This window comes from Rhizobium sp. R339, assembly GCF_002211395.1.
Classification (GTDB): domain Bacteria; phylum Pseudomonadota; class Alphaproteobacteria; order Rhizobiales; family Rhizobiaceae; genus Rhizobium.
The window spans coordinates 579,166-603,989 of sequence record NZ_LOKV01000001.1; the positions used below are offsets into that span (position 1 = coordinate 579,166).

Sequence of the window (24,824 nt, forward strand, 5' to 3'; positions counted from 1 at the left end):
ATGAGCAAAGGCATCGTTCTGCTTGCCGCCGGGGGGACCGGCGGCCATGTGTTTCCGGCGGAGGCGCTCGCCTTCAAGCTGAAGGAACGCGGCTATTCGGTGCATCTCGTCACCGACAGCCGGGCGGAGCGTTATGCCGGCAAGTTCCCGGCCGAAGAGATCCATGTCGTGCCGTCGGCAACGATCGGCTCGAAGAACCCGGTGGCCGTCGCCCGTTCGCTGTGGACGCTCTGGAGCGGCATGCGGGCGGCAAAGAGACTGATCCAGCGGCTGAAGCCCGTCATCGTCGTCGGTTTCGGCGGTTATCCCACCGTGCCGCCGCTGCTTGCCGCCACAAGGCTCGGCGTGCCGGCGATGATCCATGAGCAGAATGCCGTGATGGGCCGCGCCAACAAGGCGCTCGCGACCCGCGTGCAGGGGATCGCCGGCGGTTTCCTGCCGGAGGGCGGCGCTGCTTTTCCTGACAAGACGGTGACGACGGGCAATCCGGTTCGCCCGGCGATCATCGCCGCGGCCGAGGTGCCTTATACGCCGTCGCATCCAGGCGAAGCCTTCAATCTGGTCGTCTTCGGCGGCAGCCAGGGCGCGCAATATTTCTCCAAGGCGCTGCCGACGGCGATCAGCCTGCTCGACGAAGCGTTTCGCCTTCGCCTGCGCATCACCCAGCAGGTGCGCCCGGAGGATATGGAGATGGTCAGCGGCTGCGTCGCCAAGCTGGATATGGGCGCCGATATCGCGCCCTTCTTCACCGACATGGCGGAGCGGCTGGCGAAAGCGCATCTGGTGATCTGCCGCTCCGGCGCTTCGACGGTTTCGGAAATCTCGGTCATCGGCCGTCCGGCCGTGCTGGTGCCTTATCCGCATGCGCTCGACCACGATCAGGCGGCCAATGCCGCCGCGCTCGCCGCGACCGGCGGAGCCAAGGTGATCCCGCAAGCGGAGCTTTCGCCGGAACGCATCGCCTCCATCCTGAGCCACGTGATGAACGACCCGGAAAAGCTCGCCGGCATGGCGGCTGCGGCAAAGCTCGCGGGAAAACCCGATGCCGCGAACTTGCTTGCCGACATGGTTGAGGCTATTGCCGCCGGACGGACAATAGCGGAATTCAAGAGGACACGCGCATGAAACTGCCGAAGGCGATCGGTCTCGTCCATTTCATCGGCATTGGCGGTATCGGCATGAGCGGTATCGCCGAGGTGCTGCACAATCTCGGCCACAAGGTGCAGGGGTCCGACCAGGCCGACAGCGCCAATGTCCAGCGCCTGCGTGACAAGGGCATCGAAGTCTCCGTCGGCCACCGGGCCGAAAACCTCGGCGATGCCGAAGTCGTCGTGGTTTCGACGGCAATCAAGAAGAGCAATCCGGAACTCATCGCGGCGCGCGAAAAACTGCTGCCGGTGGTGCGCCGCGCCGAGATGCTGGCCGAACTGATGCGCTTCCGCAATGCGATCGCCATCGGCGGCACCCACGGCAAGACGACCACCACATCGCTGGTGGCGACGCTGCTCGAAGCCGGCGGGCTCGACCCGACCGTCATCAACGGCGGCATCATCAACGCCTACGGCACCAATGCCCGCATGGGCGAGGGCGAGTGGATGGTGGTCGAGGCCGACGAATCCGACGGCACCTTCCTGAAGCTTCCGGCCGATGTCGCCGTCATCACCAATATCGATCCCGAGCATCTCGACCATTACGGCAATTTCGACGCCGTGCGCGCCGCCTTCCGGCAGTTCGTCGAGAACGTGCCGTTCTACGGCTTCGGCGTCATGTGCCTCGACCATCCCGAAGTGCAGTCGCTAGTCGGCCGCATCGAGGACCGCAAGATCATCACCTACGGCGAAAACCCGCAGGCCGACGTGCGCTTCAAGAATGTGCGCATCGACGGCACGCGCTCGATCTTCGACGTCGAGATCCGCCGCCGCCGCACCGGCCAGGTCATCCAGCTCAAGGAACTGGTCATGCCGATGCCCGGCCGTCACAATATTTCCAACGCCACGGCGGCGATCGCCGTTGCCAACCGGCTCGGCATTTCCCAGGAAGATATCGCCAAGGGCCTCGCCTCCTTCGGCGGCGTCAAGCGCCGCTTCACGCTGACCGGCGAATGGAGCGGCGTGCAGATCTTCGACGATTACGGCCACCACCCCGTCGAGATCAAGGCCGTGCTGCGCGCTGCCCGCGAAGCCTGCAAGGGGCGGATCATCGCCGTTCATCAGCCGCACCGCTACAGCCGCCTTTCGAGCCTGTTCGAAGAATTCGCCGCCTGCTTCAACGATGCCGACAGCATTTTCCTGGCGCCCGTCTATGCAGCAGGCGAGGATCCGATCGAAGGCATGGACTCCCTGTCGCTCGTCTCGCGCATCAAATCCGGCGGCCATCGCGACGCCCGCTTCCTCGCTTCGGCGGAGCTTCTGCCGCAGATGGTTGCAGAGGTTGCAAAGCCTGGTGATTTCGTGGTTCTGTTGGGGGCTGGAAGCATCACATCCTGGGCGGCGGCGCTGCCCAAACAACTGGAAGGCCTATCGGGAAAGTCCGCATGAAACAGGTGAATGGGGAAAAGCTTCTCGCGTCTCTCGGAGACGGTGTAAAGGATATCCGCGGCCGCATCACGCCGGATGCCCCCATGGACCGTGTCACCTGGTTCCGGGCGGGCGGGCTCGCCGAGCTGATGTTTCAGCCGCATGACGTCGACGACCTCATCGCCTTCCTGAAGATCCTGCCGGAAGAAGTGCCGCTGACCGTGGTCGGCGTCGGCTCCAACATCCTGGTGCGCGACGGCGGCATCCCAGGCGTCGTGCTGCGCCTGTCGGCCAAGGGCTTCGGCTTCGTCGAACTGGCCGGTGAAAACCGCATCCTCGCCGGCGCCATCTGCCCGGACAAGCATGTCGCGGCGATGGCGATGGACAACGGCATCGGCGGCTTCCATTTCTATTACGGCATCCCGGGCGGCATCGGCGGCGCAGCGCGCATGAACGCAGGCGCCAACGGCGTCGAGACGCGCGAGCGGCTGGTCGAGGTCAACGCGGTCGACCGCAAGGGCAACAAGCATGTGCTCTCCAATGCCGAGATGGGCTATTCCTACCGGAATTCCGCAGCCCCTGCCGACCTGATCTTCACCTCCGTGCTGTTCGAAGGCTATCCCGAGGACCGCGCCCAGATCCGCGCCGAAATGGATGCGGTGCGCAATCACCGCGAGACGGTGCAGCCGGTGCGCGAGAAGACCGGCGGCTCGACCTTCAAGAACCCGCCCGGCCATTCGGCCTGGAAGCTGATCGACGAGGCGGGCTGCCGCGGCCTCGTCATCGGCGGCGCGCAGATGTCGTCGCTTCACTGCAACTTCATGATCAACATGGGGCAGGCGACCGGTTACGATCTCGAATATCTCGGCGAGCAGGTGCGCCGCGAGGTCTTCGAGAAAGAGGGCATCAAGCTCGAATGGGAAATCAAGCGCATCGGCGTCTTCATGCCCGGCCGCGAAGTGCGTCCGTTCCAGGGCGTGACCACCGAGTAGCGGTTACTTCACCGCCAGTTTCAAGCCTTCGCGCGGCGTGACGACGGGCGACCAGCCGAGAACGTTCCGCGCCTGGGATATGTCGACCTGCAGCGAACCGCAAAGGCGCTGATAGACGGCTTCCTTCCCGACAGCCTTTGCCGCCATGTGCAGCATTGCGGGCGGGAAGGGCAGCAGCATCGGCTTGACGCCGAGCCCCGCGGCAATTCCGCTGATGAGCTCCGGCGTCGAGAGGTCCTCGCCATCTCCGGCAAGGAAAATCTCGCCGGCGGCGGCGGGTTGCGCCATGCAGGTGATGATCAGATCGACGAGGTTCTGCACCGCGACCAAGGTGCGGCGGTTCTTCAGCGAAGCGAAAGGCAGCGGTATACGCTTGCGGACGAGCCCGACGAGAAGAGCGAAGTTGCCTCTCGCGCCGGGGCCATAGACCAGCGGCGGGCGGATGATGACGACGTCCATGCCGGTGCGGGCAGCGATTTCGCGCAAGCCGGTTTCGCTTTCCAGCTTCGAAATGCCGTAGGGATCGATCGGCTTCGGCGTGTCGTCGTGCCGGAACGGCCTGTCGTTCTCTTCGCCATTGACCTTGATGGTGCTGACGAAGACGAATCTCTTCACGCCGGCGCGGGCGGCCTGTTCGGCGAGATTGAGCGTGGCGGCGGTGTTCGTCCGGCGGAATTCCGCCAGCGGATCGGCCGCGCGGTCGTTCATGATGTGAACGCGGGCGGCAAGGTGAACGATGACATCGACGCCTTCGAGCGCTGCCGCCCAGTCGGTACTGTCGGTTATTTCGATCGGAACATGCCTGACATCTTCAGGAAAAGCAGGGGTTGCGGATCTGGTGGTGACCACGAGATCGCAAACCTTCTCTTCGTGCAGCCGTTTGACAAGCGGGCTGCCGACGAAGCCGGCGGCGCCGGTGACGAGGCATCGCATGATCTTCTCCCTGCTGTTTCCTGGCCTTGGCTAACCGGAAGTGGGACTCGCATCAACAGAAAAGCGGGAATGACGGGGCGTCGCGGCGCTTCGCATTAATCTATCAAGGCGCCGGCCCCCGCCTCAGTGTTGCCGGTATCGGGTTGAGGAATGACGTCGGAAACCCTTGGCTGATTCCGTCGCGGGTGAGCGCCCATACGATATCTCGTTGAACAAATAGGCTTTTTCGATCGTGCTCGAGCTTGCCTCCGAACGGTCTGGGAATGGCTGCGAGATGAGCAAAAGGTAAAGGGCCGGGAACTTCCGGGCAAAGAGTTAACGAAAGTAAACACTTCATTAACCATAATGATGCTCTAATGCAGGCAAGCCGGACAAAGGCCTGAAACGGCGCGGACAGCTTCGCGCAAGCGTCGATTTCAAAAGTGGAAGTTATTTTTGGGGGTGTTGATGAGTCGCAAGCATGTTGCTGTCCTGATGGGCGGATTTTCCTCGGAGAGGCCCGTCAGCCTTTCCTCGGGAAAGGCTTGCGCAGAAGCCCTCGAAGCGGAAGGCTTCAAGGTGACGTGCATCGATGTCGCTCGCGACGTTTCCGAAAAGCTTGCCGCGCTGAAGCCGGATGTCGTCTTCAATGCCCTTCACGGGCCTTTCGGCGAAGACGGCACGATCCAGGGCATCCTGGAATATCTGGAGATTCCCTATACGCATTCGGGCGTGCTCGCCTCGGCGCTGGCGATGGACAAGGACAAGGCGAAGCTTGTCGCTGCCGCTGCCGGCATTCCGGTGGCCGAATCGCAGACGATCAATCGTTTCGCCTTCCCTTCGACGCACCCGATGAAGCCGCCCTATGTGGTGAAGCCGGTGCGTGAGGGATCGAGCTTCGGCGTCGTCATCGTCACGGAAGATCAGGCGCATCCGCCGCAGGTCGTCAGTTCGCCCGAGTGGCGTTACGGCGAAGAGGTGCTGGTCGAGCGCTATGTCTATGGCCGCGAACTTACCTGCGGCGTGATGGGCGATGTCGCGCTCGGCGTCACGGAAGTGGTGCCGCAGGGCCACAATTTCTATGATTACGATTCCAAGTATGCGGCAGGCGGTTCAAAACACGTCATCCCGGCGAAAATTTCACCGAATATTTACCAAAAAATACAAACATTGGCCCTAAGGGCGCATCAGGCAATCGGTTGCCGCGGCGTCAGTCGGTCCGACTTTCGTTACGACGATCGTTTCTCCGAAGACGGCGAAATCATCTGGCTGGAGGTCAACACCCAGCCCGGCATGACTCCAACCTCGCTCGTGCCCGAAATGGCCGGTCATGCCGGCTATTCATTTGGTCAGTTTCTCCGGTGGATGGTGGAGGACGCGTCTTGTTTGCGTTGACGGTCAAGAGGATTGGGCGCCCTAGCCATCATGTCGCGCTTCCCATGGTGGAAGCCGAGGAGCGGTTCGTTCTGCCGCGCCCGCTGCGCCGCGTCACCCGTTTCCTGATCAGCCTCGGCAGCGGCCGCATCGATATTCCGGCCCATACGGGCACGGTTTCGGCGCTCGCCTTCCTGGCTGCGACCGGCCTCTACGGCATGTCGCTCGGCGGCCATACGGAAGCCGTCGCGCAAGCGACGACGACGGCCGCTGGCTTTGCGATCGAGGACGTGAAGGTTTCCGGCAATTCCGAAACCTCCGAAATCGAGATCCTGCAGCTGATTGGCCTCGACGGCACGACCTCGCTGGTCGCGCTCGATGTCGATGCGGCCCGCCGGAAGATCGCGCATCTTCCCTGGGTCGAGAATGTCGAGGTCCGCAAGATCTACCCGAAGACGATCGAGGTGAAGCTCAAGGAGCGTCAAGCCTATGCGATCTGGCAGCATGGGCAGGAGCTTTCGCTGATCGAGAAGAACGGCAGCGTCATTGCGCCGCTGCGCGACAACAAGTTTTCGGCGCTGCCGCTCGTCGTCGGCCGCGATGCCGAAACGGCGGCTGCTTCGCTCGACGAGGCCTTCTCGAAATGGCCTGACGTGAAGGCCCGTGTGAGGGCCTATGTCTGGATATCGGGCCGCCGCTGGGATCTGCACATGGATAACGGCGTCATCGTCAAGCTGCCGGAAGACGGCATCGACCAGGCGCTGGCCACACTTTCGAAGTTCGACAAGCAGCACCAGCTCCTGGAGCGCGATATCGCTGCCGTCGATCTGAGATTGCCTGACAGGACCGCAATCCAGCTGACGCCGGAAGCGGCGGTCCGCAGACAGGCGGCGGTGACGGAGCGTACGAAAGAATTGAAGAAGTCGGGGCAGAATATATGAGCTTGTTCGGTTCATCCCATTTCGGACTGCCGCGCCTGAAGCCGCTTTCGTCGAAGCGGTCGCATATCGTTTCGGTGCTCGACATCGGCTCGACCAAGGTCGTCTGCATGATCGGCCGGCTGACGCCGCGCGAGGAAAGCCAGATCCTGCCTGGTCGCACCCACAATATCGAGATCATCGGCATCGGCCATCAGCGTTCCCGCGGCATCAAGACCGGCGTCATCGCCGATCTCGACGCGCTGGAAGGCGTCATCCGCCTTGCCGTCGATGCGGCCGAGCGCATGGCGGGGCTGACCGTCGAGAGCCTGATCGTCAACTTGACGGCCGGCCGGCTCGGCAGCGACATCTATACCGCGACGATCGATCTCGGCGGCCAGGAAGTCGAACTCAACGATCTGAAGAAGGTGCTGTCGGCGGCCTGCCAGCAGTCGCTGCGCCAGGACCGCTCGGTGCTGCATTCGCTGGCGACCGGTTTCTCGCTCGACGGCGAGCGCGGCATCCGCGATCCGCTGGCGATGTACGGCGATGCGCTCGGCGTCGACATGCATGTCGTCACCGCGGAGCGCTCGGCGCTGAAGAACCTCGAGCTCAGCGTCAACCGCGCGCATCTTTCAGTCGAAGGCATCGTCGCGACCCCTTATGCATCCGGCCTTGCGGCTCTCGTCGACGACGAAGTCGAGCTCGGCTGCGCTGCGATCGACATGGGCGGCGGCACGACGACGATCTCGGTTTTTGCCGAAGGCAAGCTCGTTCATACCGATGCCGTCGGCCTCGGCGGCCATCATGTCACCACCGATCTGGCGCGCGGTCTTTCGACCCGCATCGAGGATGCGGAGCGGCTGAAGGTCGTGCATGCCTCGGCGTTGCTGAATTCCTCCGACGAGCGCGAGCTGATCTCGATCCCGCCGATCGGCGAGGATGATCGCGACCAGCCGTCGCAGGTGCCGCGGGCCCTGGTTTCGCGCATCGTATCGGCCCGAATCGAAGAAACGATGGAACTGATCCGCGACCGGATCCAGCGTTCCGGTTTCAGCCCGATCGTCGGCAAGCGCGTCGTGTTGACGGGCGGCGCCAGCCAGCTGACCGGCCTTGCCGAAGTGGCGCGGCGCATCCTTGCCCGCAACGTCCGCATCGGCCGCCCGATGGGCGTCTCGGGCCTGCCGACGGCGGCCAAGGGCCCGGCCTTTTCGACGGCCGTCGGCCTGATGATCTATCCGCAGGTCGCGGACATGGAGACACATGCGTCACAGAGCGGTCTGCTCATGTCGCTTGGGGGAAATAACAGCCGCATAGCCCGGATGGGCCAGTGGCTGAAGGAAAGCTTCTGAAATTCGAGTAATTGGCCGGCGTGGCGATGCGGCCAGAGAGAGAAGGAACAGGTACCATGACCATCAAGCTGCAAAAGCCTGACATCACAGAGCTGAAGCCGCGCATCACGGTGTTCGGCGTGGGCGGCGGCGGCGGCAATGCCGTCAACAACATGATCACCGCCGGTCTCCAGGGCGTCGACTTCGTCGTCGCCAACACGGATGCGCAGGCGCTGACGATGACGAAGGCCGAGCGCATCATCCAGCTCGGCGCCAATGTCACCGAAGGCCTCGGCGCCGGTTCGCAGCCGGAAGTCGGCCGCGCGGCCGCCGAAGAGTGCATCGACGAGATCATCGATCACCTGAACGGCACGCATATGTGCTTCGTCACCGCCGGCATGGGCGGCGGCACCGGCACGGGCGCTGCGCCCGTCGTCGCACAGGCCGCCCGCAACAAGGGCATCCTGACGGTCGGCGTCGTCACCAAGCCGTTTCATTTCGAAGGCGGCCGCCGCATGCGTCTGGCCGAGATGGGCATTCAGGAACTGCAGAAGTCTGTCGATACGCTGATCGTCATTCCGAACCAGAACCTATTCCGTATCGCCAACGACAAGACGACCTTCGCCGACGCTTTCGCCATGGCCGACCAGGTTCTCTATTCGGGCGTCGCCTGCATCACCGACCTGATGGTGAAGGAAGGCCTCATCAACCTCGACTTCGCCGACGTCCGCTCGGTGATGCGTGAGATGGGCCGCGCTATGATGGGCACCGGCGAAGCTTCCGGCTCCGGCCGCGCGCTGCAGGCAGCCGAAGCGGCAATCGCCAACCCGCTGCTCGACGAAACCTCGATGAAGGGCGCCCAAGGCCTGCTGATTTCCATCACCGGCGGCCGCGACCTGACCCTGTTCGAAGTCGACGAAGCTGCGACCCGCATCCGCGAAGAAGTCGATCCCGACGCCAACATCATCCTCGGCGCCACGTTCGACGAATCGCTCGAAGGCATCATCCGCGTCTCGGTCGTCGCGACCGGCATCGACCGGGCGATCAGCGAAGCCGCCGAGCGCAGCTTCCAGCCGGTTGCAAAGCCCGCTATCCGTCCTTCCGCGGCTGCTGCTCCGGCAGCGGCCGCAGTTCAGCCTGCTCCCGTAATGCAGGCACCGAAGGCCATCGATCCGATCGCGCAGACCATCCGCGAAGCCGAGATGGAACGCGAGCTCGAAATCCCGGCCCCGCGTGCCAGCGCCCCCGTGCAGCAGCCGGCGGTTCAGCAGGAAGCCTTCCGCCCGCAGAGCAAGATCTTCGCGCCTGCACAGGAAGCTCCCGTGATCCGTCCGGCACCCGTGCAGCCGGCGCCGGCTCCGGTCATGAGCCAGCCGGTTCAGCAGCAGCCGATCCAGCAGCACCAGCCGGTCCGGCAGGAGCCGATCATCCGCCAGGCGCCCGAGCCGATGCGCATGCCGAAGGTCGAAGACTTCCCGCCGGTCGTCCAGGCCGAGCTCGACCACCGCACGCAGCCGGCTTCGGCGCATCAGCAGGAAGAGCGCGGTCCGATGGGCCTGCTCAAGCGAATCACCAATTCGCTTGGCCGCCGTGACGACGACGCCGTTGCCGCCGACATGACGGCCGTACCGCCCGCCGCTTCGCAGCAGCGCCGTCCGCTGTCGCCGGAGGCAAGCCTCTACGCACCGCGCCGCGGCAACCTCGACGACCAGGGCCGCGCGGTTCCGCAGGCCCGCATGATGCAGGAAGACGACCAGCTGGAAATCCCGGCATTCCTGCGCCGCCAGTCGAACTGAGGCTGCGATTCGACACCGTTCATGCCCGGGATTCACGTCCCGGGCATTTGCGTTTTTCAGCCTGAAATTGCCGAGCGATATCAATCGTGTGACTTCGTAACAAAACGAAAGAAACAGTGATTTGGATTGGAGCGCCGGCACACGTAAGTATGGTGCAAGAAAACTGCCCTAGGAGACTCCTCGAAGAGGCTCCTTCTGCAGAAGGAATGAAAACCGCACCGTGAGACGAACCACTGGAGCGGAAAAATAAAGGCAGATTTTATGGCAATTGGCTTGCTGGGTTTTCAAACGACGGTATCGCGTCCCGTGACGCTTTCGGGCATCGGGGTTCATTCGGGCGCAGAAGTCTCGATCACCCTGAACCCGGCCGAGTCGGACACCGGCGTCGTTTTCCAGCGCCTGCATGACAATGGCGACGTCACCGAACTCAAGGCCGTCTCCTCGCAGGTCGGCAATACCGACCTCTGCACCGTACTCGGTTTCTCGCCCGCCCATTCGGTCGCGACGATCGAACATGTCATGGCCGCCATCTATGCGCTCGGCCTCGACAACGTGGTGATCGAAGTGCAGGGCGCCGAAATGCCGATCATGGACGGCAGCTCGCTGCCCTTCGTCGAAGCGATCGAGCAGGTCGGCCTCGTTTCTCTTGGCGTCAAGCGCCGCTATATCCGCATCACCAAGCCGGTGCGCATCGAGCACGGCGGCTCTTGGAGCGAATTCCGCCCCTATGACGGCACGCGGTTCGAAGTCGAGATCGATTTCGAATGCCCGCTGATCGGCCGGCAGAAATGGGCCGGCGACATGAGCGCTTCCGTCTTCAAGACCGAGCTTTCGCGCGCCCGCACCTTCGGCTTCATGCGCGACGTCGAGCGTCTCTGGGCATCGGGTCACGCGCTTGGCTCCTCGCTTGAAAATTCCGTCGTCATCTCCGACGACAATACCGTCATCAACGTCGAAGGGCTGCGTTACGCCAAGGACGAATTCGTCCGCCACAAGACGCTCGATGCCGTCGGCGACCTGTCGCTTGCCGGCGCCCAGTTCATCGGCTGCTACCGTTCCTATCGCGGCGGCCACAAGATGAACGCCAATGCGCTGAAGGCGCTGCTCGCCGATCCCACCGCCTATGAGGTTGTGGAGACGTCGACGCCGCGCCAGCGCGTCGCCGCCCGCGAGATGATCGCGGTCAGCGCTTCGGAATTCGCTCCCTGGTCGGCATGACCTCCAGCATATTCTTAAGACCAGGCCGCCTCTTTCCCAGGGGCGGTTTTTTTATGTCGTTCCGAGGCTGCGGCGATAGGCATTTTGCGGCAGGTGCTTAGCTGCAACAGGTCGGAAAGAAGGTGAAAAGCCGGTCATTCCGGCCGTGGCTGCCACAAAAATGCGTTAATGCCTTATCATTGCGTTGCTCTTGATGCACATTTGTGGCTAGAAACGCCAGCGAGGCGTGGCTGCCGTGGAGCGAGCGGCGGCAGTGGGGTTCTTTCGAATGGCTTATGCAGGATCTGAAGGTATGATGAAGACAGCGCGCGCTTTGTTCGCATCGCTTCTGGTGCTCAGCGCAGGCGCCTCTATATCCGGTTGCCAGTCGGACCCCGATATCGACATCACCAAGCTTGGCCTCGAAACCGATCCGCCCGACGTGCTCTACAATCAGGGCCTTGCCAATATGAAGGCCGGCAATATGGCGGAAGCGGCGCGCAAGTTCGACGCGATCGACCGCGAGAACCCGTTCTCCGAATGGGCGCGCAAGGCGCTTGTGATGAGCACCTTCGTCAAATACCGCCAGGGCCGTCTCGACGATGCGCTCGCCTCCGGCAACCGCTACATGGCGCAATATCCGAAGTCCCCGGATGCGGCCTATGTACAGTACCTGATCGGACTGGCTTATTCCAAGCAGATCGTCGACGTGACGCAGGACCAGCGCGCCGCCGCCAAGACGATCGAAGCGATGCAGGCCGTCGTCGACAATTACCCGAACTCCGAATATGTCGACGACGCGCAGGCCAAGATGCGCTTCGCGCGCGACCAGCTCGCCGGCAAGGAAATGCAGATCGGCCGCTACTATATGGAGCGGAAGGAATATCTCGCCGCGATCTCGCGCTTCCGCATCGTCGTCGAGAAATATCCGAACACCAACCAGATCGAAGAGGCGCTCGCGCGCCTCGTCGAGGCTTATTACGCCATGGGCATCGTCGACGAGGCCCAGACGGCGGCTGCCGTTCTCGGCCACAATTATCCCGACAGCCAGTGGTATGCCGATTCCTACAAGCTGCTGCAGACCGGCGGCGCCGAGCCGCGGGAAAACAAGGGCTCGTGGATCGCTGCGGCAGGCAAGAAACTCCTGCTCGGTTCATAAAACCTATGCTGATCCAGCTTTCGATCCGCGATATCGTCCTGATCGAGCGGCTGGATCTTGCCTTCGAGACGGGTCTTTCCGTGCTGACGGGCGAGACCGGGGCGGGCAAATCCATCCTGCTCGATAGCCTGTCGCTGGCGCTCGGCGGGCGCGGCGATGGCGGCCTGGTGCGCCATGGCGAGGACAAAGGCCAGGTGACGGCGGTGTTCGACGTCGGCATGGACCACGGCGCGCGCGCGCTGCTCAGAGAAAACGGCATTGACGACGAGGGCGACCTGATCTTCCGCCGCCAGCAATCGGCGGACGGGCGCACCAAAGCCTATGTCAACGATCAGCCGGTCAGCGTGCAGCTGATGCGGCAGGCCGGCCAGATGCTGGTCGAAATCCACGGCCAGCACGACGATCGCGCCCTTGTCGATACCAATGCCCACCGCACCTTGCTCGATGCCTTTGCCGGCCTGACCGATGAGGTTGCCGAGGTCGCCCGGCTCTATCGCCTATGGCGGGACAGCGAGCGGACGCTGAAGAAGCACCGCGAGAAGGTGGAGAGTGCGGCGCGCGAAGCCGATTACCTCCGCTCTTCCGTCGAGGAACTCGAGAAGCTCTCGCCGCAGGACGGCGAGGAGGACGAACTTGCCGACCGCCGGCAGAAGATGATGAAGGCTGAGCGGATCGCCGGCGATATCGCCGAGGCATCCGAATTCCTGAATGGCAATGCCTCGCCCGTGCCGCATATTGCCTCGCTGGTGCGCCGGCTGGAGCGCAAGAGCCATGAGGCGCCGGGATTGCTGGAGGAGACGGTGGCGCTGCTCGATGCCGCGCTCGACCAGCTTTCCAATGCGCAGATGGAAGTCGAGGCGGCGCTGCGCAAGACCGAATACGATCCGCGTGAGCTGGAGCGGGTGGAGGAGCGGCTTTTCGCGCTCAGGGCCGCCTCGCGCAAATATTCCGTTCCCGTCACCGAGCTGCCGGCGCTTGCCGTGCGCATGATCGCCGATCTCGCCGATCTCGATGCGGGCGAGGAGAAGCTTGCCCGTCTCGAAGCCGAGGTCGGCCTGGCGCGGGAGAGTTACGATGCGGCGGCGCGCACGCTGTCCGAGAAGCGCCATCACGCCGGCACCGCATTGGCAGCCGCCGTCATGACCGAGCTGCCGGCGCTGAAGCTCGAGCGCGCGCGCTTCATGGTGGAGATCACCACGGATGCGGGCGAAGCGCTTGCCGAAGGCATCGACGTCGTCGAGTTCCATGTCCAGACCAACCCGGGCACGCGGCCGGGCTCGATCATGAAGGTCGCCTCCGGCGGCGAACTCTCGCGGTTCCTGCTGGCCCTGAAAGTTGCGCTCGCCGATCGCGGATCGGCCCCGACGCTGGTCTTCGACGAAATCGATACCGGTGTCGGCGGCGCCGTCGCCGATGCGATCGGCCAGCGACTGAAGCGGCTCTCCGAGCGCGTGCAGGTGCTGTCGGTCACGCATGCGCCGCAGGTGGCAGCAAGGGCGGCAACGCACCTGCTGATCTCCAAGGGACCGGCCACAGACGGCTCCGAAAAGATCGCGACCCGCGTCGCGACCATGGCGCAGAAGGACCGCACCGAGGAAATCGCCCGCATGCTCGCCGGCGCTTCGGTGACCGAAGAGGCGAGGGCGGCCGCAAAGCGGCTGCTGGCCGGCAACGGATGATCCGCCTGAACCACCTGTAGGGTCGACAGCGGCGACAAGTGTTTCGGCTTCGCGTTATGTGCATCAATCCGATCAGCATCTTCAATTCAGCGATTAGGTTTGGCGCGAACGTTCAACTCTATCTCCCTCATCCCTGTGCTTGTCACAGGGATCCAGCAAGCCCAAGTCCTTGGGCGCGGAAGATTCCCGTTTCCGATAAGAGTTATTCACCGCGCAGACGCGCGGTGGCTGGATTCCTGTGACAGGCACAGGAATGAGGAGGAGAGATGGGCGCTCCACCTCGAGTCGATGAGACTTCCGGCATGCTATAAATGCAACGGTGACAAACATTCCGCTTCACATTATGCCGGTCACTCCGATCAACGGCGATCCCTCGCCATGCGCCTTTTCCATTTCAGCGATGATCCCGATATCGCGATCTTCGAACCGCGCCCCGTTCGCGTGCCCTCCGAACGCCCGGCCGGTCGGGAATGGCTGAACGGTCCGCTCGTCTGGGCGATCGATGGCGATCATGATTTCATGTATCTCTTCCCGCGTGACTGCCCGCGTATCCTGATCTGGGCGAGGCCGGATACGTCGGAGGCCGAACGGCGGCATTGGCTTGGCGACTGGCGAGCCGTGGCCTTCATCGAGCGCGGGTGGCTGGAACGGCTCGAAGCGGAGACAATCCATCGCTATGAGCTGCCAGTGGAGGATTTCGAGGAGTTGGGCGATGCGGGCATGTGGATCTCTCGCGGACGTGTAATACCCATGGAGAGGGTTGCTATCGCAAGGCTCGATCAGGGGTTCGAGCCGCGTGGGGTGGAGCTTCGGGTGGTCGAGAGCCTGCGACCGCTGAAGAGCCTGTGGAATACGAGCGTGCATGTCAGCGGTATTCGGCTGCGCAATGCGCGGGAGTGGGATTAGGGCGGGTAGACGGCGAGTTGTCACGCATTATTACCCGGTCAACGACGGTAGTAGCGTTCCTTGCACGCGAAGTGTCACGCGAGCGCTCACCTCAACCTCCCTCATCCCTGTGCTCGTCACAGGGATCCAGCGCGCCCAAGTCCTTGGGCGGGAGAGACTCCGTTGCCTTTTAAAAGTCATTCACGGCGCAGAAGCGCCTGGCTGGATCCCTGTGACGAGCACAGGGATGAGGGCGGAGAGGTGGGCACTCTTGGCGATGGTGGGCCATCCTGCACGCTATGCGCTGCATCGGTGCGCTCGACTGGCAGTAGGTCGAGCAATGCATTCTTCCCGATTAGGCATATTCACCCTCCCTTTTCATCCGGCGATTTTGCTCTAAAAACAATGCAGTTTCTGGCCAGATTCTCTGGAGTGAGGTTCCATGTCCACCGAAGGTTCCGCCGTCGATATGTTGACGATCGAAGAGGCTGCCGCCGAGCTCGAGCGGCTGGCGAAGGAGATCGCGCATCACGATGCGCTCTATCACGGCAAGGATCGTCCGGAGATTTCGGATGCGGATTACGACGCGCTGAAGCGCCGCAACGATGCGCTGGAGGCACGGTTTCCCGAGTTGATCCGGGAGGACAGCCCGTCGCGGCGTGTCGGCGCGGCACCTTCCGTCACCTTCTCGCCGGTCGTTCATGCGCGGCCGATGCTGTCGCTCGACAATACGTTTTCGCAGGAAGACGTGCAGGATTTCGTCGCAAGCGTCTATCGCTTCCTCGGCCGCCTGCCGGACCAGTCGATCGCCTTCACAGCCGAGCCGAAGATCGACGGGCTATCGATGTCGATCCGCTATGAGAACGGCAGGCTGGTGACGGCGGCCACGCGCGGCGACGGCACGACGGGGGAGAATGTCACCGCCAATATCAGGACCATCGCCGAGATCCCGAACCAGTTGCCGAAGGGCGTTCCGGCGGTCGTCGAAATCCGCGGCGAGGTCTATATGGCCAAGAGCGACTTCCTGGCGCTGAACCGGCAGATGGAGGCGGAGGGCAAGCAGACCTATGTCAATCCGCGCAACACCGCCGCCGGATCGCTGCGCCAGCTGGACGCGAAGGTGACGGCGAGCCGCAAGCTGAAATTCTTCGCCTATGCCTGGGGCGAGATGTCGGAGATGCCGGAAGATACGCAATTCGGCATGGTGCAGACCTTCAAGGAATGGGGTTTCCCCGTCAATCCGCTGATGAAGCGGCTGAGTTCGGTGGCCGACATCCTGGCGCATTACGATGAGATCGGCCTCGAACGTCCGGATCTCGATTACGACATCGACGGCGTCGTCTACAAGGTCGACAGCCTCGAACTGCAGCAGCGCCTCGGCTTTCGCTCGCGCAGCCCACGCTGGGCGACGGCGCACAAATTCCCGGCCGAGCAGGCCTTCACCGAGGTCGAGAAGATCGAGATCCAGGTCGGCCGCACGGGAGCGCTGACGCCGGTGGCGCGGCTGAAGCCGGTCACGGTCGGCGGCGTCGTCGTCACCAATGCGACGCTGCACAACGAGGATTACATCAAGGGCATCGGCAATAGCGGCGAGCGTATCCGGCCCGAGGAGCACGATATCCGCGAGGGCGATACGGTCATCGTCCAGCGCGCCGGCGACGTCATCCCGCAGATCCTCGACGTGGTGATGGAAAAGCGTCTGGCGGAGGCAACGCCCTATGAATTCCCGAAGACCTGCCCGGTTTGCGGTTCGCATGCCGTACGCGAGGTCAACGAGAAGACGGGAAAGATGGATTCGGTGCGCCGCTGCACCGGCGGCTTCATCTGCCGGGCGCAGGCGACGGAGCATTTGAAGCATTTCGTCTCGCGCAATGCCTTCGATATCGAGGGCCTCGGCTCGAAGCAGATCGATTTCTTCTTCGAAAGCGAGGATCCGTCGCTGCAGATCCGAACGGCGCCGGAGATCTTCACGTTGGAGAAGCGCCAGCAGCAATCGATCACCAAGCTGGAGAATATCGACGGCTTCGGCAAGGTCAGCGTCGGCAAGCTCTATGCGGCGATCAACGAAAGGCGGAGCATCGCGCTCCACCGTTTCATCTATGCGCTCGGCATCCGCCATGTCGGTGAAACTACGGCGAAGCTGCTGGCTCGCTCCTACGGCACCTATGAGGCCTTTGCGACGGCGATGAGGGAGGCCGCTCCACTTTCCGGCGATGCCTGGAACGATCTCAACGCCATCGAGGGCATCGGCGAGGTCGTGGCGCGTGCCATGGTCGAGTTCTACAAGGAGCCGCGCAATGTCGAGGTGATCGGCCGCCTGCTGGAAGAAGTTACGCCCGCGGAGGCCGAACAGCCGGTCACATCCGGCAGCCCCGTCGCGGGCAAGACGGTGGTCTTCACCGGCTCGCTCGAAAAATTCACCCGCGACGAAGCCAAGGCGAGGGCAGAGAGCCTCGGCGCCAAGGTGGCGGGATCGGTCTCGAAAAAGACCGACATCGTCGTCGCCGGTCCGGGCGCCGGTTCCAAACTCGACAAGGCGCGCGAACTCGGGGTCCAGACGATGGACGAGGACGAGTGGCTGGCGCTGATCGGCGGGTGAGGTAGGCAGGCGTTAGATGCCTGCTTTCTGTTCGACGTCATCCTCGGCCTTGTGCCGAGGATCTGCTACGCCGGTTGCAGATGCTCGGGACAAGCCCGAGCATGACGAGGAAGGGTATAGACTCGTCCGACTTAGGCCCTCAACCGCGCCATCGTATAGGCGTCGACATATTGGCCGGCGCGATATCCGAAAGCGCGCAGAAGCCCTTCCTTTTCGAAGCCGAACTTTTCGTAAAGCCGGATGGCGGTGTCGTTGTCGGTGTAGACGGTCAGTTCCAGCCGCTTGATATCGAGCCAGTCGTCGGCGGCCTCGACCATGGCGCCGAGCAGGATGCGGCCGAAGCCGCGGCCGGTGAAATCGTCGTGCACGCCCATGCCGATGCTGGCGACGTGCTGACGGCGGCCGCCGAGGCGGTTGAGGCCGCAATTGCCGACGATCCTGCCGTCGAGTGTGACGACGAGGTTGAGCGCGCCGGGCGAGGGGTTTTCCATGTTCTTTCGAACCTCTTCGACCCGCTGGTACGGCGGCCGCAGGGTGCCGGCCCGATAGCCCGGCAAATTGATGAGATCGGTGATCTCGTCGGCATCGGAAAGGCGCACGGCGCGCACGGCGACGCCATCCGGCAGGCGCGCTCGGTCGCGGGGTTCATTCTCTTCGTTTTCAGACATTGGATGCTCTCCTTCGGTTTCAGGAGGAGAGCCGGATCTTCGAAAACCCTGCTCGCCTCGGCAGGGTTTCGGGATGATCGGACGGCTAGTGACGCACCATCGCTCCCGCGCACCCTTCAAGGGTCGAGGCGATATGATGCATGGTTGATGTCACAGAGTTGATCATGTGCAAAAGTTTCCCCATTTGCGTGCAGATGTCAACAGGCCGGAATTTGCCTTCGCACGCGGCTATGATTATTCCGGTAAGGGCAGACGATTCGGATAGTGCCCTTGAAGACCATCGCCATCGATTTCGAGACAGCCAACGAGCAGCGCGGCAGCGCCTGCTCGGTCGGACTTGCCTGGATCGAGGAGGGCAGGGTGACGCGCGTCGAGGAGCGGCTCATTCGCCCCAGGGACATGCGCTTTTCCGGGATGAACATCGCAATCCACGGCATCCGGCCGGAGCATGTCGAGGATGCGCCGGAGTTTCCCGAGGTGATGGACGAGTTCTACGATGATTTCAGGGGCGCGACGATGATCGCGCATAATGCCGCCTTCGATTTCAGCGTCTGGCGGGCGAGCCTCGATCTCTACCGGCAATCCTATCCTGAACTGACCTATCTCTGCAGCCTGAAGATGGCGCAGCGGATCTGGCCGCATTTCCTCTCGCACCGGCTGAACCTGATCGCCGAACATCTCGGCCTGCGTTTCATGCATCACAATGCCGCCGAGGATGCGGCGGTCTGCGCGGCCGCGGCGATCGAGATGGCGAAGGCGGTCAAGGCGAAAGCCGTGGAAGCGATCCCGGCGCTGATCGGCATGACGCCAGGGCGGCTGACGGCGGGCGGCTATGCGCCCTGTACCTGCCGGAAGGCCTAAAGCGGTTTCTTGCAAAGCGGGGGCGCGTGCTTATCTAGAAAGCGCCGATCAAGCGATAGAGCGCCTTTGGCGCGTCCCGTCGGACGCGCGGCGCTCCAGGGAGCCGCCATGTCCAAGCCGCGCAATCTTTTCTTCGCTGCCCTCTCTCTTTTCGCGCTTTCAGCGGGCGCCGTCTCCGCCGAGGTTGTCGGCAAGGTCGGGGTCGACTGGATCGGCAACGACATTATCGTCGAGGCGGTCTCCGATCCCGAGGTCAAAGGCGTCACCTGCCATGTCACCTATTTCGATCGCAGCCTGATCGACCGGTTCAAGAATGGCAACTGGTTCGAGGATCCCTCCAACAATTCCATCGCCTGCCGGCAGACGGGACCGATCGAGGTCGGCAATATCGACCTCTCCAAGGATGGCAGCGAGGTGTTCCGCCAGGGCATGTCGCTGATCTGGAAGACACTGGTCGTCAACCGCATCTATGACAAGACGAACGATACGCTGATCTATCTGGCCCACTCCAGGGAGCTGACGGATGGCTCGGCGAAAATGTCGATTTCGACGATTCCCTTGTATGGGCAGAACGTGACCTGGAAGAATGGGAAGCCGTAGGACTTAGGAACGCCAGATACGCGGTTTCTCCTTGATGAAGACCCCGCCCCAAACCCCTCCCCACAAGGGGGAGGGGCTTAACTTGCCGCGCCGGTTTTCCAGATATTCGACGTTTCGGAAGGAGCGAGGCGGAGACCCAGATTAGTCCCTCCCCCTTGTGGGGAGGGGTTTTCCTTAGGCCGGCCAGCAGCTCCCACATCAAACGAAAAAGGCCCGGACGAGCCGGGCCTTTGCATTCCGTTTGGCGATAAGGATCAAGCCGCCTGCGACAGCTCGTCGGCAATGACGGTGTCGAGGTTGAGGAAGCAGACCATGGTCTTCTCAAGCGCGACGATGCCGCGGCAGAAGGCGCGCTGGGCTTCCGGGATGATTTCCGGCGGCGGCTGCAAGTCTTCGCTCTTGATGGTCATCATGTCGGACACCTGCTCGACCAGCAGGCCGACCAGCTTGCCGGCGATGTCGGTGACGATGATCGCCGAGCGCTCGGAGGGCTCGGTCATCTTCATGCCGAGACGGCAGGCCATGTCGATGACCGGGATGACCGCGCCGCGCAGGTTGATGAGGCCCAGCACGTAAGGCGGGGTATGCGGCATCGGCGTCACCGGCGCCCAGCCGCGGATTTCGCGGATGGCCATGATGTCGATGCAGAATTCCTGGTCGCCCAGGTGGAACGAGACGATTTCGAGATAGGCGCCCGACTGCTTGATGGCACTGTTGTTCATGATCAGAATTCTTCCCAGTTGTCCCCGGCGGGAGAAGCGATGGCTTTGGCGGCGGCGCCGCCGTTGAATGCGCCCGCGACTTTGCCGATCAGGCTGCGTGCGGGAGAAGGTCTCGAATGCGAGGCGGCGGTTGCCTCTCGCGGCGTTTGCCGGGCGCTCATGCCCTCGCCGATCTTGAATTGCTTCACCAGCTGCGTCAGGTTCTCCGCGTCGACGGCGAGCGTATGGCTTGCGGCATTCGTCTCTTCCACCATGGCCGCGTTCTTCTGCGTGACCTGATCCATCTGGCTGATGGATGTATTGATTTCGTTCAATCCCACCGATTGTTCGCGCGCAGAGGTTACGATTGATTTAACGTGTTCGTCGATGCGCAGAACATCTTCGCCGATCTGGCGCAGCGCCTCGCCGGCGGCCGTCACCAATTCGCTGCCGATCTTTACTTCATCGCCGGATTTTCCGATCAAGGCCTTGATATCCTTGGCAGCACCTGCGGCGCGGCCGGCGAGTTCGCGCACTTCCTGGGCGACGACGGCAAAGCCCTTGCCGGCTTCGCCGGCGCGGGCGGCCTCGACGCCGGCATTGAGCGCCAGGAGGTTCGTCTGGAAGGCGATCTCGTCGATAACGTTGATGATCTTGCCGATCTCTCGCGAAGCGCCTTCGATTCGCTGCATGGCGGCCATCGCATCGCCGACGACGACGTCGGACTTGGCGGTATTCTCGCGGGTGTGGCTGACCATGTGGCCGACTTCTTCGGCCCGGCTGGTCGCGTTGCGGACGGTGGCGGTGATCTGGTCGAGGGCGGCGGAGGTTTCTTCGAGGGACGCGGCCTGCTGCTCGGTGCGCTTGGCGAGGTCGTCGGCGGCGGAGCGCATCTGACGGCTGTTGGCCTCGATCGAGCTGCTGTTGACGACGATGTCGCTCATTGCCTTGCGCAGCGTCGCGGTCGTCTGGTTGAAGTCGAGGCGCAGGCGTTCCAGTTCCTCGCGGAAAGGCTGGTCGATCGTCACGGTCACGTCGCCTGCCGACAGACGGGTGAGGCCGGCGCCGAGGGCCGTGACGGCGGCGTTGAGCGCTTCGGCATCGGCGAGCTTGGCCGCTTCACGCGCCCGGTGCTCGGCGTCGCTGCGCTGCCTGTCGCTCTGGCTCTGGACCTCGAGATCGCGCTTTTCGATCGCGGCGAGACGGAAGGCGTCGGCGGCGCGGGCCATGTCGCCGATCTCGTCGCCTCGGGCCTTTTCCGCAACGTTGCTGGTGAGATCGCCGCTCATGATGCGCCGCATGCTTTCGCTTACGGCCGCGATGCCGCGGCGGATCGATCCGCCATGGATATATTGCAGGACGCCCATGGTGAGGATGGCGAGGAGGCCGAGCCCGATCTGCAGGAAGAGGGCGCGTTGCGATATGGCATTGGCGGTCTGGACATGCTGGTGCGCGAAAGCGGCGCCATCGGTGGCGAGCTTGTCGAGCGTCTTCGTCAATTCCTCGCCGGCGCCGTCGATCGTGTCGTCGATCTTATCGAATTCCGCGTCGGGCGCACCTTGCTGGACCATGGCGACGAGATCGGTCTGGATCGCCTTGCCCATCTCGGCGACGTCGGCGTCGTAGCTCTTCAGCAGGGTGCCGGCATTTATTTCGTCGGCAAGCAGACGTATGTCTTTCGAGCCGTTGGAGAGTGCGGCCAGAGAATCGGCGATCAGCTTGATGCGCTCCGGCGCGACCGCCTTGTCATCCTTGTCGACGATGATGTCCATGGCGGCCAGCACCATCGTCAGGTTGGCAAGCCGCATGTCGTTGATATGGTCGACGCTCGCCTGGATCTCGCTCGCGCGGCGCAGGCCGGCGTCGATGCGCGTGTTTTCATACCAGCCGACGCCGAGCATCGTTCCGAAACCGATAAAGGCGGCGCCGCCGAGCGTCCAGAGCCGCTGGCTGACCGACAGGCTCTTGCGCACTGCTGAATTCGTCATGAAAAGACCCCTCCACAAACCGCTCGGGTTTATGCTTCTTTACCCTCATGCGGATGTCCGGGGTTTTCGCCACTCGGCAGACTTCATGTCAGAACGGCACGGCGGCCGACGCACTGCTAAATATAGATATGGCGGCTTAAGTCTTTCCTAACGATATGCATCTTCGGCCTGCTCGTTCCGTCCTCGGACAAGCCATTAAAAACATGAGGCTTTTTGGCCTGGAGCAATTGCGGTGAGAAGCTTTTTCGGCAGGGAAGGTCTCACGCGCTGAGACAATTAATCACGGGTCAGAAAACGCATTCTTGAATTGCGTGCATTCGGTCGAGACTATAATCACGCAAAACGCGCAAGCGCGTTGGATCTTTCAGATTCGCTCCTCGCGCTTTCGCTCTTTGTTTTACGCATGTCGTGATCGCAAAACCGCTGCACATTTTTGCGCGACATGCTTGGGGGTGGGCGGCGCATATCCGTCCGGATCGAGGTTCATGCCAATGAAGACATTCCGTATCGTCATCTGGGTCGCCGTGCTGTTTCTCGCCGGGGCTCTCGGCGTGTTGACGCTCTATCCGATGAAATCGCGCGAGGTGGTGTCGGAAGCGCCCTTCGGCGTGCCCTTTACCTTGGTCTCGCAGAGCGGTCAGCCGATCACCGAGCAGGCGCTGCGCGGCAAGCCGACAGCGCTGTTCTTCGGCTTCACGCATTGCCCCGAGGTCTGCCCGACGACCCTCTTCGAGCTGGATGGCTGGATGCAGAAGGTCGATCCCGACGGCAGCAAGCTGCAGGCCTATTTCGTTACCGTCGATCCCGAGCGCGACACGCCGGAAATCATGAACGAGTATGTTTCCAACGTGTCCAAGCGCATCACCGGCATTTCAGGCCCTCCGGACAAGATCGCCGAGGTCATCAAGGGTTATCGCGTCTACGCCAAGAAGGTGCCGGTCGACGAGAAGGATCCGAACGGCGACTATACGATGGATCACACCGCCTCGGTCTTCCTGCTCGATTCGGCCGGGCGTTTTTCCGGAACGATCGCCTATGGCGAAAATCCGGACACGGCGATAAAGAAGCTTGAGAATCTCGCCAGCAAGGGGTGAACGGGCGCTGGCCCGACCGGCGGCGGGCAAGAGAAACGGGAAAGACCGCCAATCGTGAGTGAAATCCGCCTTTACGTGTCGACGACCGAGAGCGAGGCCGAACGGATCCTCGACCTTTTGAGCGAAATCTTCGGCGAAGAAGACTTCGCCATCGGCACCACCGAGATCGACGAGAAGAAGGATATCTGGGAGGCTTCGGTCTATGTGATGGCCGAGGACGAGGCGGATGTGCGCTCGCGCACCGAGGCGGCGCTGAAGATCGCCTTTCCCGACGCCCGGCTGCAGCGCGAGGTCATCCCGGATGTCGATTGGGTGGTGAAATCGCTGGAGGGGCTGAAGCCCGTCCGGGCTGGGCGCTTCCTGGTGCACGGATCGCATGACCGCGACAAGGTCCGCTCCGGCGACATCGCCATCGAAATCGATGCCGGCCAGGCCTTCGGCACCGGCCACCACGGCACGACGGCCGGCTGCCTCGAGGTCATCGACAGCGTGGTGCGCTCGCGCCGCGTCCGCAATGCGCTCGATCTCGGCACCGGCAGCGGCGTGCTGGCGATTGCGGTGCGCAAGCTGAAGAACATTCCGGTGCTCGCGACCGACATCGATCCGGTTGCGACCCGCGTTGCCGCCGAAAACGTCCGCCGCAACGGCATCGCGTCCGGCATCGTCACCCGAACTGCGCCCGGCTTTCACTCGACCGCTTTTTCCGAGCATGGACCTTTCGATCTCATCATCGCCAACATTCTCGCCCGACCGCTGATCCGCATGGCGCCGCAACTCGCCGCGCATCTTGCGCCCGGCGGTTCGGTGGTTCTTTCGGGGATCCTTGCCGCGCAACGGTGGAAGGTGATTGCAGCCTATAGCGGGGCGAGGCTTCGGCATGTCAGGACGATCTGGCGGAACGGCTGGGTGACGATCCATTTGGATCGGCTTTGAGTTCTGCTTAGGTGAGGGGCTCGGCCTGCTGCACGCTTGCTTAGGGTGCCGGCTTTCCTGCTTTTCCCTCATTCCTGTGCTCGTCACAGGAATCCAGCCACGGCGCGTCCGCGCCGTGAATGACTTGATATGACGTTCAAAAAAGTCCGCGCCCAAGGACTTGGGCGCGCTGGATCCCTGTGACGAGCACAGGGATGAGGGAGGAGAGGCAACAAAAAAGGCGGCGCCAATGGCACCGCCTTGGACCGGTCTATCCGGTCAATGCCCGCGAGCTCGAAGGAGGAGGAGTGCTCGAGCGGGCGTCTACTGCATTCCAATAGGCCGGTCCGGGAGGGAGGAGACGGACGGGCTTTCAGGCTTAGAACGCGTAGCTGGTGGTGCCCTGGTGGCGGGTCACACGCTGGCCGGCGCCGAGCAGCTTGAGGCTGTCTTCGCTCTGCGGGCGGCGGGCGCCGATGACGTGACGCACGGTCTGGCGTTCGCCAGCCTGTACCGGGCTGCTGTATGCGAAGCGCGAGAGAGAGGCGGTCATTTCAAAAAATCCTTTGGTTGCTGGTTCGTCCGAACCGTTCGATGGCGTCTATATAGCTATTCTGAAAAGCGGAGGCAGAGGGTTTCGCTC

At 62.8% G+C, this 24,824-nt stretch carries 21 protein-coding genes; 16 read left to right on the plus strand and 5 right to left on the minus strand.

Annotated elements, in window-relative coordinates; translation table 11 throughout:
* From murG to murB, 3 genes are read left to right on the plus strand one after another with little or no spacing between them, the layout of a single operon-like run.
* Entirely contained in the window at window positions 1–1,125 is a 1,125-nt protein-coding gene (murG, locus tag ATY76_RS02795) for an undecaprenyldiphospho-muramoylpentapeptide beta-N-acetylglucosaminyltransferase (RefSeq protein ID WP_088673238.1), read from the plus strand.
* On the plus strand, window positions 1,122–2,537 hold the full coding sequence (gene murC / locus ATY76_RS02800; protein WP_088673239.1) for a UDP-N-acetylmuramate--L-alanine ligase: 1,416 nt from the start codon (window positions 1,122–1,124) through the stop codon (window positions 2,535–2,537). The genes murG and murC overlap by 4 nt, the downstream gene beginning before the upstream one ends.
* Window positions 2,534–3,508: a UDP-N-acetylmuramate dehydrogenase gene (gene murB, locus ATY76_RS02805; protein ID WP_088673240.1), complete on the plus strand. Its 975-nt coding sequence runs from the start codon at window positions 2,534–2,536 to the stop codon at window positions 3,506–3,508. Before murC ends, murB begins: the two co-directional genes overlap by 4 nt.
* Window positions 3,509–3,511: 3 nt before the next feature.
* Here murB and ATY76_RS02810 read toward each other — a convergent pair whose 3' ends face one another.
* Window positions 3,512–4,441: an SDR family oxidoreductase gene (locus tag ATY76_RS02810; RefSeq protein ID WP_088673241.1), complete on the minus strand. Its 930-nt coding sequence runs from the start codon at window positions 4,439–4,441 to the stop codon at window positions 3,512–3,514.
* Between the two features lie 447 nt (window positions 4,442–4,888).
* Between ATY76_RS02810 and ATY76_RS02815 the strand changes: the two genes are divergently transcribed.
* The 9 genes from ATY76_RS02815 to ligA all read left to right on the plus strand — a co-directional run bounded on the left by ATY76_RS02815 (window position 4,889) and on the right by ligA (window position 17,357).
* Complete coding sequence (locus tag ATY76_RS02815) at window positions 4,889–5,815, plus strand: D-alanine--D-alanine ligase (protein WP_088673242.1); 927 nt, start codon at window positions 4,889–4,891, stop codon at window positions 5,813–5,815.
* Window positions 5,803–6,735 carry a cell division protein FtsQ/DivIB gene (locus ATY76_RS02820; RefSeq protein ID WP_088673243.1) on the plus strand — a complete coding sequence of 311 codons (933 nt, stop codon included), beginning with the start codon at window positions 5,803–5,805 and terminating at the stop codon, window positions 6,733–6,735. The genes ATY76_RS02815 and ATY76_RS02820 overlap by 13 nt, the downstream gene beginning before the upstream one ends.
* Entirely contained in the window at window positions 6,732–8,063 is a 1,332-nt protein-coding gene (gene ftsA / locus ATY76_RS02825; RefSeq protein ID WP_011426086.1) for a cell division protein FtsA, read from the plus strand. The genes ATY76_RS02820 and ftsA overlap by 4 nt, the downstream gene beginning before the upstream one ends.
* A gap of 56 nt (window positions 8,064–8,119) precedes the next feature.
* A complete protein-coding gene (gene ftsZ / locus ATY76_RS02830) occupies window positions 8,120–9,838 on the plus strand; it encodes a cell division protein FtsZ (RefSeq protein ID WP_088673244.1) in 1,719 nt (572 codons plus the stop codon).
* Window positions 9,839–10,099: 261 nt separating this feature from the next.
* Window positions 10,100–11,056: a UDP-3-O-acyl-N-acetylglucosamine deacetylase gene (gene lpxC, locus ATY76_RS02835; protein WP_088673245.1), complete on the plus strand. Its 957-nt coding sequence runs from the start codon at window positions 10,100–10,102 to the stop codon at window positions 11,054–11,056.
* 268 nt (window positions 11,057–11,324) lie between these two features.
* On the plus strand, window positions 11,325–12,194 hold the full coding sequence (locus tag ATY76_RS02840; protein ID WP_190233572.1) for an outer membrane protein assembly factor BamD: 870 nt from the start codon (window positions 11,325–11,327) through the stop codon (window positions 12,192–12,194).
* Window positions 12,195–12,199: 5 nt separating this feature from the next.
* Window positions 12,200–13,873, plus strand: a complete 1,674-nt coding sequence (gene recN / locus ATY76_RS02845; protein WP_088673247.1) for a DNA repair protein RecN — start codon at window positions 12,200–12,202, stop codon at window positions 13,871–13,873.
* 378 nt (window positions 13,874–14,251) lie between these two features.
* Entirely contained in the window at window positions 14,252–14,779 is a 528-nt protein-coding gene (locus tag ATY76_RS02855) for a DUF6886 family protein (RefSeq protein WP_088673248.1), read from the plus strand.
* 421 nt (window positions 14,780–15,200) lie between these two features.
* Window positions 15,201–17,357 carry an NAD-dependent DNA ligase LigA gene (ligA, locus tag ATY76_RS02860; protein ID WP_088673249.1) on the plus strand — a complete coding sequence of 719 codons (2,157 nt, stop codon included), beginning with the start codon at window positions 15,201–15,203 and terminating at the stop codon, window positions 17,355–17,357.
* Window positions 17,358–17,488: 131 nt separating this feature from the next.
* On the opposite strand, the gene ATY76_RS02865 is transcribed toward ligA, so the two are convergent.
* A complete protein-coding gene (locus tag ATY76_RS02865) occupies window positions 17,489–18,025 on the minus strand; it encodes a GNAT family N-acetyltransferase (RefSeq protein ID WP_088673250.1) in 537 nt (178 codons plus the stop codon).
* A gap of 270 nt (window positions 18,026–18,295) precedes the next feature.
* Between ATY76_RS02865 and ATY76_RS02870 the strand changes: the two genes are divergently transcribed.
* Together ATY76_RS02870 and ATY76_RS02875 are read left to right on the plus strand one after the other, a co-directional pair.
* Window positions 18,296–18,886 carry a 3'-5' exonuclease gene (locus tag ATY76_RS02870; RefSeq protein ID WP_088673251.1) on the plus strand — a complete coding sequence of 197 codons (591 nt, stop codon included), beginning with the start codon at window positions 18,296–18,298 and terminating at the stop codon, window positions 18,884–18,886.
* Between the two features lie 108 nt (window positions 18,887–18,994).
* Window positions 18,995–19,486: a CreA family protein gene (locus tag ATY76_RS02875; RefSeq protein ID WP_088673252.1), complete on the plus strand. Its 492-nt coding sequence runs from the start codon at window positions 18,995–18,997 to the stop codon at window positions 19,484–19,486.
* A 254-nt stretch (window positions 19,487–19,740) separates the two neighbouring features.
* Here ATY76_RS02875 and ATY76_RS02880 read toward each other — a convergent pair whose 3' ends face one another.
* Window positions 19,741–20,208: a chemotaxis protein CheW gene (locus ATY76_RS02880; protein ID WP_088673253.1), complete on the minus strand. Its 468-nt coding sequence runs from the start codon at window positions 20,206–20,208 to the stop codon at window positions 19,741–19,743.
* A gap of 2 nt (window positions 20,209–20,210) precedes the next feature.
* Entirely contained in the window at window positions 20,211–22,175 is a 1,965-nt protein-coding gene (locus tag ATY76_RS02885; protein ID WP_088673254.1) for a HAMP domain-containing methyl-accepting chemotaxis protein, read from the minus strand.
* A 491-nt stretch (window positions 22,176–22,666) separates the two neighbouring features.
* On the opposite strand from ATY76_RS02885, the gene ATY76_RS02890 reads away from it, so the two are divergent.
* On the plus strand, window positions 22,667–23,269 hold the full coding sequence (locus ATY76_RS02890) for an SCO family protein (RefSeq protein ID WP_088673255.1): 603 nt from the start codon (window positions 22,667–22,669) through the stop codon (window positions 23,267–23,269).
* Between the two features lie 54 nt (window positions 23,270–23,323).
* Entirely contained in the window at window positions 23,324–24,202 is an 879-nt protein-coding gene (locus tag ATY76_RS02895) for a 50S ribosomal protein L11 methyltransferase (protein ID WP_088673256.1), read from the plus strand.
* 358 nt (window positions 24,203–24,560) lie between these two features.
* On the opposite strand, the gene ATY76_RS33575 is transcribed toward ATY76_RS02895, so the two are convergent.
* A complete protein-coding gene (locus tag ATY76_RS33575) occupies window positions 24,561–24,734 on the minus strand; it encodes a hypothetical protein (protein ID WP_190233573.1) in 174 nt (57 codons plus the stop codon).
* Window positions 24,735–24,824 lie beyond the last annotated feature (90 nt).